The organism is Streptomyces sp. 5-10 (assembly GCF_014712245.1).
GTDB lineage: Bacteria > Actinomycetota > Actinomycetes > Streptomycetales > Streptomycetaceae > Streptomyces > Streptomyces violaceusniger.
Genome location: NZ_JACVYG010000103.1, coordinates 1 through 14,388, shown reverse-complemented (window position 1 = coordinate 14,388; position 14,388 = coordinate 1). Strand labels below are relative to the sequence as shown.

Below are 14,388 nucleotides of genomic sequence, written 5' to 3'. Positions count from 1 at the left end.
GGGCCGGGGCGGCACGGCGGCCGCCCCGGGGGGAACCGGCTGATCGGCGGCCGCTGATGAACTGGTCAGCGGCCGCCGGTGAGTGGTTGCCGACCCCCGGTCAGTTGCTGTCGGCCGCCGGTCAGTGGGTCAGCTTCCGCCCATGAGCGCGGCGGCGAGCTCCTCGGGGCGGGCGGCGAACGGCGAGTGGCTGCCCGGCAGCGGCCGCACGGTGAAGGGCCGGTCCGGCATGGCGGCGTCGGCCTCCGCGATCATCAGGTCCTGCAACGCGGGGGTGCACGCCCAGTCCTCGGCGCACCGGATGAACGTACGCGGGATCCGGCCCCACCGCTCCGGCGTCAGGGTGATCGGGGTGGTCGGCACCGCGAAGGGCAGATCGGGGCTCAGGGCGTGGTACCAGCGGGCGAAGGACTCGGCGGGGACGTCGTGGTAGAAGGCCAGCCGCAGCTCCTCCACATACGCCGGGTCGGCGGAGTACGGATTGATCCGGAACGCGCCGATGGCCTCCGGGTCGCCCAGCATCAGCCCCTGCCCGCGCACGGTCGCGGTCTGCTCGGGGGACGTCAGGTACTCGGCGAAGCGCGGGCGCCCGGCCGGGACGAAGGACGACAGATGGATCAGCTCGTCGACGAGTTCGGGCGCCCGCTCCGCGACCAGGGACGCGGGGGCGCCACCGGCGCTGTGCGAGACCAGGGCGACCTTCGGATACCGGCGGACCGATCGCAGCGCGGCGACGACGGCCTCCGCGCACTCCTCCAGGGTGACCCCGGCCAGCGCCGACTTCTCGGTCGCCAGATCCGGCTGGCCGGGGAGGTGGAGGCCCGAGGGCAGCGGTGCCTCGAAGCCATGCCCCGGCAGATCGACGGCGAGGCTCGCCGCGCCGAGCCGGGCCAGGGCGCGCTGGGTGGACGCCCACTGCCAGGAGGCGTGCCAGGCGCCGTGGACCAGCACGAACACGGTGCCGGACGGAACCGGGCCGGGGTGGGAATCGGTGAGAGGGGTTCGGGGGCTCGTGGCGCTCATGGGGACAGTCCACCGCCACGGCGAGGCATTATCCACCGCCATATCTGACAACCCCGCCGCCGATATCTCCTGAATATCGCCTCGGCTATCCTCCGCCCCATGGAGTCACGTCATCTGCGCTACGCCGTGGCGCTGGCCGAACATCAGCACTTCGGACGGGCGGCGGCCGCCCTCGGAATCGCCCAGCCCCCGCTGTCCCAGCAGATCGCGGCGCTGGAGCGGGAGGTGGGCGCGCGGCTCTTCGACCGTACGGCGCGCGGGGTGTTCCCGACCGCCGCGGGCGAGGCGTTCCTGGCCAGGGCGCGCCGGGCGCTGGCCGAGATGTCGGCCGCCGTGTCGGACGCGGGCCGGGCCGCCCGGGGTGAGACGGGGCAGCTGCGGCTCGGCTTCATCGGCTCGGCACTGTTGGAGCTTCTGCCGTCCGTGCTGGGCACGTTCATCCGCGACCGCCCCGAGGTGCGGCTGGGGCTCCAGGAGATGTCCACCCGCCGGTCCACGGCGGCGCTGCTCGCGGGTGAGCTGGACCTCGCGATCGGGCGCGGGGCGCCCCGGGGCGCCGGTGCCGAGGATCTGGTGTCGGTCACGGTCGGCCGGGACCAGCTGGTGGCGGTCGTCGGCGCCGCCCACCCCTTCGCCGGGCAACCCAAGGTCAGCCTCGAACAGCTCAAGGGGCAGCATCTGATCGTCGCGCCCGCGGAGGAGGAACCGGCGGTCGCCGTCTGGCTGGCCGGGCTGCTGGGCGAGGGCGCGGGCGTGCCCGCGCGGGCCGGTGGGGTCACGGAGGCATGGGACGCGCACACCATCATCGGGCTGGCCTCGTGCGGGGTCGGGGTGGGGCTCGGCCCGGCGTGTCTGCGGGTGGCGGCGCGGCCGGACGTCCGGGTGTGCAAGGTGAGTCCGCGGGTGGAGCTGCCGGAGCTGGTGATGTCGTTCCGCGCCCACGACCGCTCCCCCGTGCTGGCGGCCTTCCTGGACATCACGAGGGAGCGGTGCCCGGGGGTGGCTGAGCGGCTGGAACGTCGTCTGGGCGCGCGCTGACGGGCGGCCGGACCGGCTGGCGCCTGCGGCGGGCTGCTCCCCTCCCCGCCCCTTCCCGAAACGGATGGGCTGCGCCCCCTCGCACCCCCGCCGGGGCTCCGCCCCCGGCCCCGCTCCTCAAACTCCCCCAGCTTCCGCTGGGAGGTGCCCCCCCCGGAGGGGCTGGAAAACTGGGCTTCGCCCCCAGACCCCGGGGTCCCGGGGCGGAGCCCCTGCCATGCGGCGAAGCCGCATATCGATGCAGCGGGAAGGGGCGAAGCCGGGAGCGGCCCGCCGCAGGCGCCAGGGTCCGCCGCTAGTCGTCAGTCCGTGAAGCGCTCCCCTCGCTCCGCCTTCTCCACCAGCAGCGCGGGCGGGGCGAACCGCTCCCCGTACGCCGCCTCCAGCTGCCGCGCACGGGCCACGAAACCGGCCACGCCGCCCTCGTATCCGTTGATGTACTGCAGCACCCCGCCCGTCCAGCCGGGGAAGCCGATGCCGAGGATGGAGCCGATGTTGGCGTCGGCGACGGAGGTCAGCACCCCCTCCTCCAGCAGCCGGACCGTGTCGATGGCCTCGCAGAAGAGCATCCGCTCCTTCATGTCCTCGAAGGGGATGCGGGTGCCCTCGCGCACAACGTCTCCGGAGCCGCCGGAGCCGCCGGACCCGCCCGGTGCGAAGTGCTCGCGCAGCCCCGGCCACAACCCGGTGCGCTTGCCGGTCGTCGCGTCGTAGTCGTAGAAGCCCGCGCCGCCGCTGCGGCCGGGGCGCCCGAACTCCTCCACCATGCGGTCGATGACCGCGTCGGCCGGATGCGGCCGCCACTCGCCGCCCGCCTCCTCGGTGGCCCGGCGCGTCTCCTCGCGGATCTTGCGCGGGAGGGTGAGGGTCAGCTCGTCCATCAGGGAGAGCACCTTGGCCGGGTATCCGGCCTGGGCCGCGGCCTGCTCCACGGAGGCCGGGTCGATGCCCTCCCCCACCATCGCCACGCCCTCGTTGAGGAAGTGGCCGATGACGCGAGAGGTGAAGAAGCCGCGGGAGTCATTGACCACGATCGGGGTCTTGCTGATCTGCCGCACCAGGTCGAAGGCGCGGGCCAGCGCCTTGTCGCCGGTGCGCTCGCCCTTGATGATCTCGACCAGCGGCATCTTGTCGACGGGCGAGAAGAAGTGCAGCCCGATGAAGTCGTCGGCGCGCTGCACCCCCTCCGCCAGCAGGGTGATGGGGAGGGTGGAGGTGTTGGAGCACAGCAGGGCGTCCGGGGCGACGACGCCCTCGATCTCCTGGAACACCTTGTGCTTGAGCGCCGGGTCCTCGAAGACCGCCTCGATGACCGCGTCACAGCCCTCGAGGTCGCGCGGATCGGCGGTCGGGGCGATCCGGGCCAGCAGCTGGTCCCGCTTGGACTCGGTGGTCCGGCCCTTGGCGAGCGCCTTGGCCAGCAGCCCTTCCGAGTATGCCTTGCCCTTGGCGGCGGCCTCCACGGACACATCCTTGAGGACGACCTCGATGCCCGCCTTGGCGCACGCGAACGCGATGCCCGCGCCCATCATCCCGGCGCCCAGCACCGCGACCTTGCGGACCTGGCTGGGCTCGATCCCCCGCGGCCGGTTGGCACCGGAGTTGACCGCCTGAAGATCGAAGAAGAACGCCTGAATCATGTTCTTGGCGGTCTGGCCGACGACCAGCTCGGTGAAGTACCGGGCCTCGATGATCTGCGCGGTCTCGAAGTCCACCTGGGACCCCTCGACTGCGGCGGCCAGGATATTGCGCTGCGCCGGGTAGGGCGCGCCGTTCAGCTGCTTCCGCAGATTGGCGGGGAAGGCGGGCAGGTTGACGGCGAACTTCGGCTGCGCCGGGGTGCCGCCCGGGATCCGGTAGTCCTTGTCGTCCCACGGCTGGGCCGACTCGGAGTGGGCGGCGATGAAGGCGCGCGCCCGGGTCAGCAGCTCCTCGCGGGTGGTCACGACGTCATGCACCAGCCCCGCCTCCCGGGCGCGCACGGGGCTGTATCGCGTGCCCTGGAGCAGCCACTTGAGCAGCGCGTCGGTGACGCCGAGCAGCCGTACGGTACGGGCGACGCCCCCGCTGCCGGGAAGCAGGCCCAGGGTGACCTCGGGGAAGCCGATGCGGGCCCCGGGGGCGTCGAGGGCGATGCGGTGGTGGCAGGCGAGCGCGATCTCCAGCCCGCCGCCGAGCGCCGCGCCGTTGATCGCGGCCACCACGGGCTTGCCGAGGGTCTCGATCCGGCGCAGCGCGCGCTTGACGCGGAGGTTCTTCTCGTAGACCTCCTGGGCCTGGCCGGGCCCGACCTGGAGGAGGTCGTTGAGGTCGCCACCGGCGAAGAATGTCTTCTTGGCGGAGGTGACGATGATGCCGCGAATGGCGTCCCGCTCGGCCTCGACGCGGTCGGCGATGGTGTCGAGGGAGTCGATGAACGCGGCGTTCATGGTGTTGGCGGACTGGCCGGGGTCGTCGAGCACCAGGGTGACGACGCCCTCGTCGTCCTGCTCCCAGCGGATGGTCTCGGCGGTGGTGGGGTGGGTCATCTGAGGTCTCCAGGGCGAAGGGGCGAAGAGGCGAAGGGGCGCGGGGCGGGAAGGAAGGGGAACGGCGGCGTCTTGAGAGCGACTGGGCTCTACGCGGTGTCCGGCGGATCTTTCCCCTCCCTGCCCCTTCCCGCAGTGCCGATATGCGGCTCCGCCGCGTGGCCCGCCGCAGGCGTCAGGATCCGTCGGACACCCCTTAGAGCCGTTCGACCACCGTCGCGATACCCATCCCGCCTCCCACGCACAGCGTCACCAGCCCGAACCGCCCGCCGCGCCGCTCCAGCTCGTCGATCACCGTGCCGAGGATCATCGCGCCGGTGGCGCCCAGCGGATGGCCCATGGCGATCGCGCCGCCGTTGACGTTGACCTTGTCCAGGCTCAGCCCCATGTCGTCCACGAAGCGCAGCACCACCGCCGCGAACGCCTCGTTGATCTCGACCAGATCGATGTCCTCGATGGTCAGCCCGGCCTTGGTGAGCGCCTTACGGGTGGCGGGGGCCGGGCCGGTGAGCATGATCGTGGGGTCGGCGCCGGAGACGGCGGCGGAGACGATGCGGGCGCGCGGCGTCAGCCCGAAGCGCTCGCCGACCTCACGGTTGCCGATGGCCACCAGGGCGGCGCCGTCCACCATGCCCGAGGAGTTGCCCGCGTGGTGGACGTGGTCGATCGCCTCGATCCAGTGGTACCTCTGCAGCGCCACCGCGTCGAAGCCACCCGCCTCGCCGATGGCGGCGAACGAGGGCTTCAGGCCCGCCAGGGTCTCGGGGGTGGTGCCGGGGCGGATGTGCTCGTCCCGGTCGAGGACGGTCAGCCCGCTGCGGTCGCGGACCGGGACCACGGAGCGGTCGAAGTACCCCTCCTTCCAGGCGCGGGCGGCCCGCTCCTGGGAGAGTGCGGCGTAGCTGTCCACGTCATGGCGGCTGTAGCCGCCGATGGTGGCGATGAGGTCGGCCCCGATGCCCTGCGGGACGAAACCGGTCTCGTAGTTGGTCATCGGGTCCGCGAACCAGGCGCCGCCGTCGGAGCCCATCTTCACGCGGGACATCGACTCGACCCCGCCCGCGAGCACCAGGTCCTCCCAGCCGGAACGGACCTTGGCCGCCGCCAGGTTGACGGCCTCCAGGCCCGAGGCACAGAAGCGGTTCTCCTGGACGCCCGCGACCGTGTCCGGGAGCCCGGCCGCGATGGCCGCGATCTTGGCGATGTCGGAGCCCTGGTCGCCGAGGGGGCTGACGACGCCGAGGACCACGTCGTCGATCGCCGCCGGATCCAGCTCGGGGAACCGCCGCCGCAGCTCATGGATGAGGCCCACCACCAGGTCGACGGGTTTGGTGCCGTGCAGGGCACCGTCGGCCTTCCCGCGCCCGCGCGGGGTGCGGATGGCGTCGTACACATACGCTTCGGTGCTCACGTCAGCGGCCTTTCAGGGGAGGGTTGGGCGGGGACGGCTCAGGGGTCCGGCGGGAAGCGGAGACATGGGGCTCACGACGGGTTTCCCTCGATGAGCGAGGTGACTCCCCAGTCGCGGGCCACCTCGTCGGTGTCCGCCCCGGGCCGGGCGGGTGTGCGGCGCACCGCGCCCGGGGTGGCGGAGAAGCGCGGGGCGGGCGCGGGCTGGGTGATCCCGCCGTGGTCGAGGAAGGTGGAGCGGGCGGCGAGCTGCGGATGGGACGGGGCCTCCCGCAGCGACAGGACGGGGGCGACGCAGGCGTCCGAGGTGCCGAAGACGGCGGTCCACTCCTCGCGGGAGCGCTCCTTGAAGCGGTCGGCGATGGCGGTGCGCAGCGCGGCCCAGCTGTCGAAGTCATCGCGGGCCGGGGCCCGGTCGGCGATCCCCAGCAGCTCGATGAACTCCGTGTAGAACTTGCGCTCCAGGGGCCCGACCGCCATATAGCCGCCATCGGCGGTCTCATAGGTGCCGTAGAAGGGGCAGCCGCCGTCGAGGAGGTTGGTGCCGCGCTGGTCCCGCCAGCCGCCGGCGGCCATCATGCCGTGGGTGACGGCGGTCAGATGGGCGGTGCCGTCGACGATCGCGGCGTCCACGACCTGGCCGGGACCGCCCGCGCGGGCGTGGTGCAGGGCGGCCAGGAGACCGATGACGAGATAGAGCGAGCCCCCCGCGTAGTCCCCCAGCAGGTTGACGGGGGCGATGGGCGGGCCGTCGGCGGCGCCGATCATGCTGAGGGCGCCGGTGACGGCGATATAGCCGATGTCATGGCCGGCGGTCCGGGCGAGCGGGCCCTCCTGCCCCCAGCCGGTCATCCGGCCGTAGACCAGCCGGGGGTTACGGGCCAGGCAGTCGTCCGGGCCCAGGCCCAGCTTCTCGGCGACCCCCGGGCGGTAGCCCTCGATGAGGATGTCGGCGCGCTCGACGAGGTCGAGCACGACGGCCGTGCCCCCGTCGGCCTTCAGGTCGATCAGCACCGAGCGCTTGTTGCGGTTGGCGAGGTCGTAGTCCGGGTCGATCCGCAGGCCTCCGGCGCCTCCGGGGCGGTCGACCCGCACGACATCGGCCCCGAGGTCGGCGAGGACCATGGCGGCGAACGGGCCCGGCCCGATCCCGGCCAGCTCCACCACCCGCACCCCGGCCAGCGGGCCGCTCGCCGCCCCTTCCTCCGCCACCGTCATCCCGTCCCCCAATCGTGTGACACCACCGCTGTAACACCGCCGATGCTAAGAACGCGTCCCGCATTCCACAAGCCCTCTCCTGGGTCTGTGGATAACCAAATCCCGTGAGCGGAAAGGGGGTTCGGCCGTGCGGGCGCGCGGCGGGCCGGGTGTGGCGCCGACCGGGCTTTTCGGATCAGGTTTTCTTCAGGTCGGGCCCCGCCATCGACAGCGGCTGTCCGGGCACGAGATGGTCCTCCTCGCCCTCCGGATCGGTCAGCCGGCCCAGCCGGCGCGGCACATCGGCGCCGACCAGCACGATCACCACCAGCGTCAGCCCGAAGGTCAGCACCGCCAGCGCCCGGCCGAGGGACATGCCCTCGGCCAGATGGGCGCCGAGCACCGGCGCCACCGCGCCGCCGAGCGCCCCGGTGTTGTAGACGAAGCCGAGCGAGGCCGCCCGGCTCCCGGTCGGGAAGTGACCCGCGATGTACTTCGGCAGGATGCCGGAGATCCCCTGGCTCAGCGCGAGCAGGAAGAACAGCAGCACCCCGAGCCCGACCAGCGAGTCCTGCACCGCGAACACCGGGAAGACGAAGGCCAGCGAGGCGAGCAGGGTCACGGCGTAGGCGCGCCGGGTGCCGAGCCAGTCGCCCACGAAGCCCGCCAGCCAGCAGCCGGACATGGTCCCGAACCCGGCGTAGAACATCACATCGGTGACCTCGGAGGGGGTGTAGTCGAGCTGCTCCTTCAGATAGGTGGGCAGCAGCGCCTGGATCGGCCAGCTGTAGAGGAACGCGCAGAAGACCGTGCACATCAGGGACGTGTACAGCGGCCAGCGGCGCCGTCCGCCGAGCTGGGCCGCGAAGGCGAACAGGCACCCGGCCGCCAGGATCGACAGCGGCCAGCGCCAGCCCGCGCCCGCCGGGGTGAAGACCAGGAACAGCGCGACGCTCGCGGCCACGGTCAGCGCCGTGTTGACGCTCGCGCGGGCGCGTCCGGCGAACAGCGGCCGGAAGGGGTTCGACCGCGCCCGTGCCGCCGCCACCTCCTCGTGCCAGTCCCCGGCCTCCGGGAGCGCGCGCCGCACCCACAGGGCGACCAGCACCGGCAGCACGCCGATCCAGAACATCCAGCGCCAGCCCCAGTGGGGCACCACCCACTTGTAGAGCTCGGAGGCGATGATGGTGCCGCCCGAGTAGCCCGAGATGAGGAAGCCGGAGGCGCGGTTGCGCAGCCGCGCGGGCCAGCTCTCCAGGACGTAGGTGGCGCTCGCGCTGTACTCGCCAGCCATGCCCATGCCAATCACGAGCCGGGCCGTGAACAGGCTGAGGTAGTTCCAGGCGAACCCGCAGGCGAAGGTGGCGAGCGAGTAGAGCAGAATGCTGACGATCATGGCGGCCTTGCGCCCGTAGCGGTCGCCCAGCGCGCCCAGCACCGCCCCGCCGAGCCAGCGGGTGATGAAGGCGCCCGAGACCAGGCTCGCCGCCGACGCCGTGCTCAGGTTGAACTCGTCGGCTATCTCGGTCAGGACGAGCGTGATCAGCACGAAGTCGAAACCGTCGAGCAGATAGCCGATCCAGGCGGCGAACAGGGACTTCCACTGACCGGGTGAGACCTCGCGGTACCAGGGCACCCTGGCGGCTTCGGTCACGGCAACAGCCCTCCCTCCTCCAGGAGTTGACGTACGGTCTTGACGGCCGCCTCGCCCAGCGGCACCTGGGGCGCGGCGGTGTCCGCGCACTCGATCACGTCCAGCAGCCGCAGCGCGGCCTTGAAGCCGCCCAGGCCCGACGAACTGCCGCCCATGAGGGTGGGATCCCCGGCGTCGGTGATGGCGAAGAGCGCGGCCAGCCGGTCCTGTTCGGCGGCCGCCCGCTCCCAGCGCCCCGCGCGCGCGTGCTCGTACAGCCGGACGAACCCGGCCGGATCGACGTTGGCCAGCCCCGGGACGACTCCATGGGCGCCCGCCAGCAGGGCGCCGTCCACCGCCAGTTCGGAACCCGTGAGCACGGTGAAGGTGTCGGCGAGGCCGCGCCGGCGGACCTCGACCAGCAGCCGCCGCAGCGCCCCGTCGTCCCCGCTGCTGTCCTTGACCCCGGCCAGCGTGGCGTCGGCGGCCAGCGGCAGCAGGATCGAGGGCGTCAGCTTGGAGTGGACGGAGACCGGGATGTCATACGCGAACAGCGGCCTGTCCACCCCAGCGCGCAGCCGCCGGAAGTGGTCGGCGATCTCCAGGGGGTGGGTGCGGGTGTAGAAGGGCGCGGTGGCCACGATGCCGTCCGCGCCGAGCGCCGCCGCCGTACGGGCGTGATCGAGCACCCGCGCGGTCGTCATGTCGATCGCCCCCGCGAGCACGGGAACCCGGCCGTCCGCCGCCTCGATGACCGCCGTAAGGGCGACACGGCGGTCGCGGTCGCTCAGATAGGCGGCCTCGCCGCTGGAGCCGAGCGCGAACAGCGCGCTCACCCCCGCGTCGATCAGCCGCTCGGCGAGCGCGGCGAGGGAACGCGTGTCGACCTCGCCCGTGGGCGTGAACGGGGTGCACAGGGGCGGAACGACACCGGTGAGGGGAGCCGGAAGAGTCATCGACACCCAGCCTTCTGAATAGCAGGACAATACGGACGTGGGATGTCCTATCTTTGGGCCCGAATCTGACGGAGCGCCACCGCCCTGTCAAGTACCTTCCCGTCGCAGCGCCTCGTCCGAATCCCGCCAGCGCCCCGCGAACCCACGGGCCAGTCTTGAGCGCATGGATGAGAACTATGAAGTGCGGGCCATCGCACCCGAGGTGCTGAAGCAGCTGCGGATCACCGATGACGCGGGCAACCCGCCGCGCCTGGTGGGGGAGGGCGAGGAGGGCGGCAACCCGATGCGCTGCTGCCTGGGCCGGAGCCGGCCGCACGAGACCATCGCACTCGTCTCCTACGCCCCGCTGCGCCGCTGGGCGCGGGAGACCGGTGCCACGCCCGGCCCGTACGACGAGGTCGGCCCGGTCTTCATCCACGTTGACGAGTGTGATGGCTGGACCGGCCCGGGCATCGCGGACGGCATCCGCGGCCGGCGGCGGGTGCTGCGGGCGTACACGGCCGCGGGCGACATCCTCGGCGGTCGGCTGCTGAACGACGGCGAGCCGACGATCGAGGAGGGGCTGGCCGAGCTGTACGGGGACCCGAGGGTGGCGGCGGTGCATGTGCGGGCCGTCGAGTTCGGCTGCTTCCTGGCCGAGACGCGGCGGGTCTGAGGCGATCCGGCACCCCGGGGGCAGGCGGCGCCGGGGGGTACAGGGGTTCGCCCGGCGCCGCGCTCGGAGTACCGCGTGCACAGCCGCCACGTTCGGACGTCGGGCTCACCACACCGCGTTCAGAGCGTGGCGGCTTTCAGGGCCCGGCGGCACAGCGCGTCCGCGCGCCGTGTCGTCTCGGGCTGCCGGAAGTCGCGGGCCAGGTGCAGGGTGTACGCGCAGGCGTCCGTGATGGTCACCCGATGGCCGACGGAGACGAAGAGCGGCTTCACCGCGTCGCGGGTGCGCAGCGCCCGGCCGACCTCCTCGTCCCCGTCGAGCAGGGGCGACCAGTCGCCGCGGCGCGGCCCCGGGTCGGCGTGGCGGAAGCCGAAGGGGTTCTTGGCGACGCCGATGGTGGGCAGCCCGGTGAGCACGCCGAGGTGGCTGGCCAGCCCGAACCGCCGGGGGTGGGCGAGGCCGTAGCCGTCGCACACCACCAGGTCGGGGCGGCGGCCGAGCCGCCGGTCGAGGTCGCCGAGCGCGTGGAGAACGGCCGGGATCTCACGGAACGCCAGCAGCCCGGGGACGTACGGGAAGGTGACCCGGCCGACCGCGGTCGCCTCGGCGACGCCCTCGAGGCTACGCGCGTCCAGGGCGACGGCGGCGGCCGCGACCAGGTCGCGCTCGTCGTCGTACGCCACGTCCACCCCGACGACCGCGCCGGTCCCGGTGCCCGGCTCGGGCACCTCCCCGCCGACGACCACGGACGCCCGCGTCCGCTCCTGGACGGCGATGGCCTCGGCCTCGGTCGTGGGCCAGTCGCGGGGCAGTTCATATCGTGGATCGACGGCGCTGGTCATCGTGCGGTTCACGTTACTAGCCTGCTCGTCATGTTCGTACTGGAGATCACGTACACCGCCTCGGCCGACCGCGTCGAGGCCGCCCTCCCCGAGCACCTCGTCTGGGTGGACGACCACTTCGCGAACGGCGTCTTCCTCGCCTCAGGGCCCAAGAATCCCCGTGACGGCGGGGTCATCCTGGCGCTCGGCGACGACCGGGCGAAGATCGAGGAGATGGTGGCGAGCGACCCGTTCGTCGTAGCGGGCGTCGGCGAGTACGCCATCACCGAGTTCCTGGCCACCCGTACGGCCCCCGCGCTCGCCGATTACCGCCAGCAGCGGCCGTAAGGACGGCACGGGGCCGCAAGCTCGTGTGCTTATGCCGTGAGGGAGGCTATGAACGCGGCCCACGATCCGGCGGGGAACACGAGGGCGGGGCCGTCGGGGTTCTTGGAATCGCGGACAGGGACGAGGCCCGGGAGGTTGTCGGCGACCTCGACGCAGTTGCCGCCATTGTTGTTGCTGTAGCTGCTCTTACGCCACGCGGCAGTGCTCTCCGGGGTGGTTGGCATGAGTTCAGCCCATCTTGAGGCTTGCAATGAAAGTGGCCCATGCTCCGGCAGCGAATATGAGGGCGGGGCCATCGGGACACTTGGAGTCGCGGACGGGGATGACACCGGGGAGGTTGTCCGCGACCTCCACGCAGTTGCCGCCGTCGTTGTTGCTGTAGCTGCTCTTACGCCAGGCCGCACAGCTCAGGTCCGGGGTGGTTGGCATGGGGTCCAGTCCTTCATAACGGCTCGGATCATCGCCTCCGAGTCGAGAGGCGAGAGGGCCATGGCCCTGAGCAGATCGTAGTTCTCCCTGCGTCGTGCGACAGCCTCTTGGTCCTCAATGATCACCCCGGATTGGCTGCCCTCGTCGTATGCCACCAACGGCTCGCCGGGAATAGTGAACAGCGTCAGAGATCCGCCCCTCTCAGGGTGGTCACCGGCGGTGAAGGGCAGGACTTGGATGGTCACGTGTGACTGTGTCCCGCGCTTGAGGAGAGACGCCAACTGAGCGCCCATCACCTCATGTCCGCCAACGGGACGGCGTAGTACGGCCTCGTCGAGGATGAACCAGCAGCGCGGCGGTTTGGGTCGATCCAGCACCGCCTGACGATCCAAGCGGGCCTTCACCATGGCCTCGATTTCTGCGTCCTGAGCGTGGGGGCGTCCACAGCGCAGGCCGCGTTCGGCGAGCTGGGGCGCCTGAAGAAGCCCGGGGAACGGTGCGCACACGTACTGCTCGATGATGACCGCTTGGCTCTCCAACTCGATCATTCGCCGATACTTGCCCGGGAACGGCTCGTTCTTCGCCAGCGCGTACAGCCTCGCGAATAGCCCATCCGTGCCGAAGCACGCGTCCAGCTTCGCTGGTAGGTCGTCGTACGGCAGCGACTCCGCCGCCTCGATCCGCGCGAGGTGGGACTTGCTGTAGTTCAGCACCTCGGACAGCCGCCGCAGCGACATGTCCGCCTTCTCGCGGTGGCGGCGGATCTCCGCGCCGAAGAGGTCGCGTGCGGAGCGGTCAGGGAAGAGTTCGCGTGGCTGGAACGGCATGGGTCCATCCCTCCTGGTCCCGCTGTCCTGCTAGAACCGCTGGCTTGCTGTGAGCTTACGCTCCGGAGGGCAACGCACTTGACACGTTCCGTAATTGAGCCCCTGGCGACCGCGAGCGCGTAACAGGGTGTTCGGCGGACCACGCCGGGGAGCCGCACGTCGAGNGTTCGGCGGACCACGCCGGGGAGCCGCACGTCGAGGCTTTCCCCTCCCCGCCCCTTCCCGATACCAAGGGCTCCGCCCCTGGACCCCGGGAGTCCGGGGCGGAGCCCCGCCTCGCGGCGGAGCCGCATATCGCTGCTGCGAGAAGGGGCGAAGCCCCGACCAGGGGCCTGGAGCGAACGCCCCGACCCGGCGTCTGGGGCCGATGCCCCGGCACGGGCTTGGAGCGAACGCCCCGACACGGGGCGCGGAGCGAACACCCCGGCACGGGATCTGGGGCGGATGCCCCGGCACGGGGTCTGGGGCGGATGCCCCAGTTTCGGGAAGGGGCGTGGAGGGGACTGCCCGCCGCAGGCGTCGCGACCCGGCGGGCACCCCCTAGCGGGCCTAGATGAATGAGTCCGATGTTCGTGCTGGCCGCGACTATGGCGAAGGGCGCCCGTTGGCTTGGTTGTGACTCCTTGCCTGGACGCCCTTCTGGCGGCACTGTACGTGTTCATCGACGACCATGTGGCTCCCCGTCGCCGGATCGGGCGACCTCCAAAACTGACGGACGCCGAACTACTGTGCCTGGCGGTTGCCCAGGTCCTGCTGGGCTTCCCTTCCGCACGGCACTGGATTCGCTTCGCCCACGCCCGGCTCGGACACTTGTTTCGCTACCTGCCCCAGCAGTCCGCCTACAACAAGCGGCTCAACGCCGCCGGACCGTTGATCAGCACCGTGATCGAGGCACTGGCCAGGCAGGTGCCGAGCTGGCACGACGACCTGCGGCTGATCGACTCCACCCCACTGCCATGTGCGGCCTCCCGCGAGACGGTCAAACGCTCCGACCTGGCCGGGCACGCCGGATACGGCTACTGCCGCAGCCACTCCCGCTTCTTCTGGGGCTTCCGGCTCTACCTGCTGACCACCGCCGAGGGCATGCCGATCTCCTGGTGCCTGGCCCACCCCAAGCTCGGCGAGCGGGAAGTGATGTGCGCGTTGCTGGAACGCGACCACTACCTCGTCCGCGCCGGTCAGGTGATCCTTGCGGACAAGGGCTTCGCCGGGCGGGAGTTCGAGGCGTTCCTGACCGAGCGCCTGGGTGTCCATCTGGTACGGCCGGACCGGAAGGACGAGCCGGTCCGGCACGGCCGCCTCGCCCGCGTCCGCCAGTGGATCGAAGCCGTCATCGACACGCTCAAGGGTCAGCTCGGCCTGGAACAACACGGTGGCAGAACCCTGCTTGGGGTGTTCGCCCGCACCGGCCAACGACTCCTCGCCCTCGCAGCCGCCATCTGGCACAACTGGACCACCGGCGCCAAGATCAAGCGATCCCTGATCGCCTACGACCACTGAGAACATCGGACTCATTCATCTAG

General features: G+C 71.7%; 14 protein-coding genes. 4 read left to right on the top strand and 10 right to left on the bottom strand.

Going from position 1 to position 14,388, the window contains the following annotated elements; all coding sequences use genetic code 11:
* Nucleotides 1-129 precede the first annotated feature (129 nt).
* Nucleotides 130-1,023, bottom strand: coding sequence for an alpha/beta hydrolase (locus IEJ02_RS46545; protein WP_191070317.1), 894 nt, complete (start codon nt 1,021-1,023; stop codon nt 130-132).
* Between the two features lie 99 nt (nt 1,024-1,122).
* Between IEJ02_RS46545 and IEJ02_RS46540 the strand changes: the two genes are divergently transcribed.
* Nucleotides 1,123-2,061 carry a LysR family transcriptional regulator gene (locus IEJ02_RS46540; protein ID WP_191070316.1) on the top strand — a complete coding sequence of 313 codons (939 nt, stop codon included), beginning with the start codon at nt 1,123-1,125 and terminating at the stop codon, nt 2,059-2,061.
* Between the two features lie 302 nt (nt 2,062-2,363).
* Here IEJ02_RS46540 and IEJ02_RS46535 read toward each other — a convergent pair whose 3' ends face one another.
* From IEJ02_RS46535 to IEJ02_RS46515, 5 genes are all read right to left on the bottom strand, one after another.
* Nucleotides 2,364-4,589, bottom strand: coding sequence for a 3-hydroxyacyl-CoA dehydrogenase NAD-binding domain-containing protein (locus IEJ02_RS46535; protein ID WP_191070315.1), 2,226 nt, complete (start codon nt 4,587-4,589; stop codon nt 2,364-2,366).
* Nucleotides 4,590-4,785: 196 nt separating this feature from the next.
* Nucleotides 4,786-6,000: an acetyl-CoA C-acetyltransferase gene (locus tag IEJ02_RS46530; RefSeq protein WP_137980218.1), complete on the bottom strand. Its 1,215-nt coding sequence runs from the start codon at nt 5,998-6,000 to the stop codon at nt 4,786-4,788.
* Between the two features lie 71 nt (nt 6,001-6,071).
* Nucleotides 6,072-7,217 (bottom strand): CaiB/BaiF CoA transferase family protein, encoded by a 1,146-nt coding sequence (locus IEJ02_RS46525; RefSeq protein WP_191070314.1) that lies wholly within the window; start codon nt 7,215-7,217, stop codon nt 6,072-6,074.
* 175 nt (nt 7,218-7,392) lie between these two features.
* Nucleotides 7,393-8,850 (bottom strand): sialate:H+ symport family MFS transporter, encoded by a 1,458-nt coding sequence (locus IEJ02_RS46520; RefSeq protein WP_191070313.1) that lies wholly within the window; start codon nt 8,848-8,850, stop codon nt 7,393-7,395.
* Nucleotides 8,847-9,785, bottom strand: a complete 939-nt coding sequence (locus tag IEJ02_RS46515) for a dihydrodipicolinate synthase family protein (protein ID WP_191070312.1) — start codon at nt 9,783-9,785, stop codon at nt 8,847-8,849. Before IEJ02_RS46515 ends, IEJ02_RS46520 begins: the two co-directional genes overlap by 4 nt.
* A 163-nt stretch (nt 9,786-9,948) precedes the next feature.
* Here IEJ02_RS46515 and IEJ02_RS46510 point away from each other — a divergent pair, with 163 nt between their 5' ends.
* Complete coding sequence (locus IEJ02_RS46510; RefSeq protein WP_191070311.1) at nt 9,949-10,440, top strand: DUF1203 domain-containing protein; 492 nt, start codon at nt 9,949-9,951, stop codon at nt 10,438-10,440.
* Nucleotides 10,441-10,559: 119 nt separating this feature from the next.
* Here IEJ02_RS46510 and IEJ02_RS46505 read toward each other — a convergent pair whose 3' ends face one another.
* Entirely contained in the window at nt 10,560-11,282 is a 723-nt protein-coding gene (locus IEJ02_RS46505; RefSeq protein WP_191070319.1) for an endonuclease V, read from the bottom strand.
* 30 nt (nt 11,283-11,312) lie between these two features.
* Here IEJ02_RS46505 and IEJ02_RS46500 point away from each other — a divergent pair, with 30 nt between their 5' ends.
* A complete protein-coding gene (locus IEJ02_RS46500; protein ID WP_191070310.1) occupies nt 11,313-11,609 on the top strand; it encodes a YciI family protein in 297 nt (98 codons plus the stop codon).
* Nucleotides 11,610-11,638: 29 nt separating this feature from the next.
* Here the strand turns inward: IEJ02_RS46500 and IEJ02_RS46495 are convergent, their stop codons facing one another.
* The 3 genes from IEJ02_RS46495 to IEJ02_RS46485 are packed head-to-tail and all read right to left on the bottom strand — an operon-like array spanning nt 11,639 to nt 12,865.
* The gene (locus tag IEJ02_RS46495; RefSeq protein ID WP_191070309.1) at nt 11,639-11,833 is read right to left on the bottom strand and encodes a DUF397 domain-containing protein; all 195 of its coding nucleotides are present in this window, start codon (nt 11,831-11,833) and stop codon (nt 11,639-11,641) included.
* 4 nt (nt 11,834-11,837) lie between these two features.
* Nucleotides 11,838-12,038 (bottom strand): DUF397 domain-containing protein, encoded by a 201-nt coding sequence (locus IEJ02_RS46490; protein WP_191070308.1) that lies wholly within the window; start codon nt 12,036-12,038, stop codon nt 11,838-11,840.
* Nucleotides 12,017-12,865, bottom strand: coding sequence for a helix-turn-helix domain-containing protein (locus tag IEJ02_RS46485; RefSeq protein ID WP_191070307.1), 849 nt, complete (start codon nt 12,863-12,865; stop codon nt 12,017-12,019). Before IEJ02_RS46485 ends, IEJ02_RS46490 begins: the two co-directional genes overlap by 22 nt.
* Before the next feature lie 615 nt (nt 12,866-13,480).
* Between IEJ02_RS46485 and IEJ02_RS46480 the strand changes: the two genes are divergently transcribed.
* Nucleotides 13,481-14,365, top strand: a complete 885-nt coding sequence (locus IEJ02_RS46480) for an IS982 family transposase (RefSeq protein WP_191070318.1) — start codon at nt 13,481-13,483, stop codon at nt 14,363-14,365.
* The last annotated feature ends 23 nt before the right edge of the window (nt 14,366-14,388 follow it).

Bases quoted from the DNA above. Each gene is read 5' to 3' on its own strand.
- IEJ02_RS46545 (WP_191070317.1), bottom strand. From the start codon at position 1,023: ATGAGCGCCACGAGCCCCCGAACCCCTCTCACCGATTCCCACCCCGGC.
- IEJ02_RS46540 (WP_191070316.1), top strand. From the start codon at position 1,123: ATGGAGTCACGTCATCTGCGCTACGCCGTGGCGCTGGCCGAACATCAG.
- IEJ02_RS46535 (WP_191070315.1), bottom strand. From the start codon at position 4,589: ATGACCCACCCCACCACCGCCGAGACCATCCGCTGGGAGCAGGACGAC.
- IEJ02_RS46525 (WP_191070314.1), bottom strand. From the start codon at position 7,217: ATGACGGTGGCGGAGGAAGGGGCGGCGAGCGGCCCGCTGGCCGGGGTG.
- IEJ02_RS46515 (WP_191070312.1), bottom strand. From the start codon at position 9,785: ATGACTCTTCCGGCTCCCCTCACCGGTGTCGTTCCGCCCCTGTGCACC.
- IEJ02_RS46510 (WP_191070311.1), top strand. From the start codon at position 9,949: ATGGATGAGAACTATGAAGTGCGGGCCATCGCACCCGAGGTGCTGAAG.
- IEJ02_RS46505 (WP_191070319.1), bottom strand. From the start codon at position 11,282: ATGACCAGCGCCGTCGATCCACGATATGAACTGCCCCGCGACTGGCCC.
- IEJ02_RS46500 (WP_191070310.1), top strand. From the start codon at position 11,313: ATGTTCGTACTGGAGATCACGTACACCGCCTCGGCCGACCGCGTCGAG.
- IEJ02_RS46495 (WP_191070309.1), bottom strand. From the start codon at position 11,833: ATGCCAACCACCCCGGAGAGCACTGCCGCGTGGCGTAAGAGCAGCTAC.
- IEJ02_RS46490 (WP_191070308.1), bottom strand. From the start codon at position 12,038: ATGCCAACCACCCCGGACCTGAGCTGTGCGGCCTGGCGTAAGAGCAGC.
- IEJ02_RS46485 (WP_191070307.1), bottom strand. From the start codon at position 12,865: ATGCCGTTCCAGCCACGCGAACTCTTCCCTGACCGCTCCGCACGCGAC.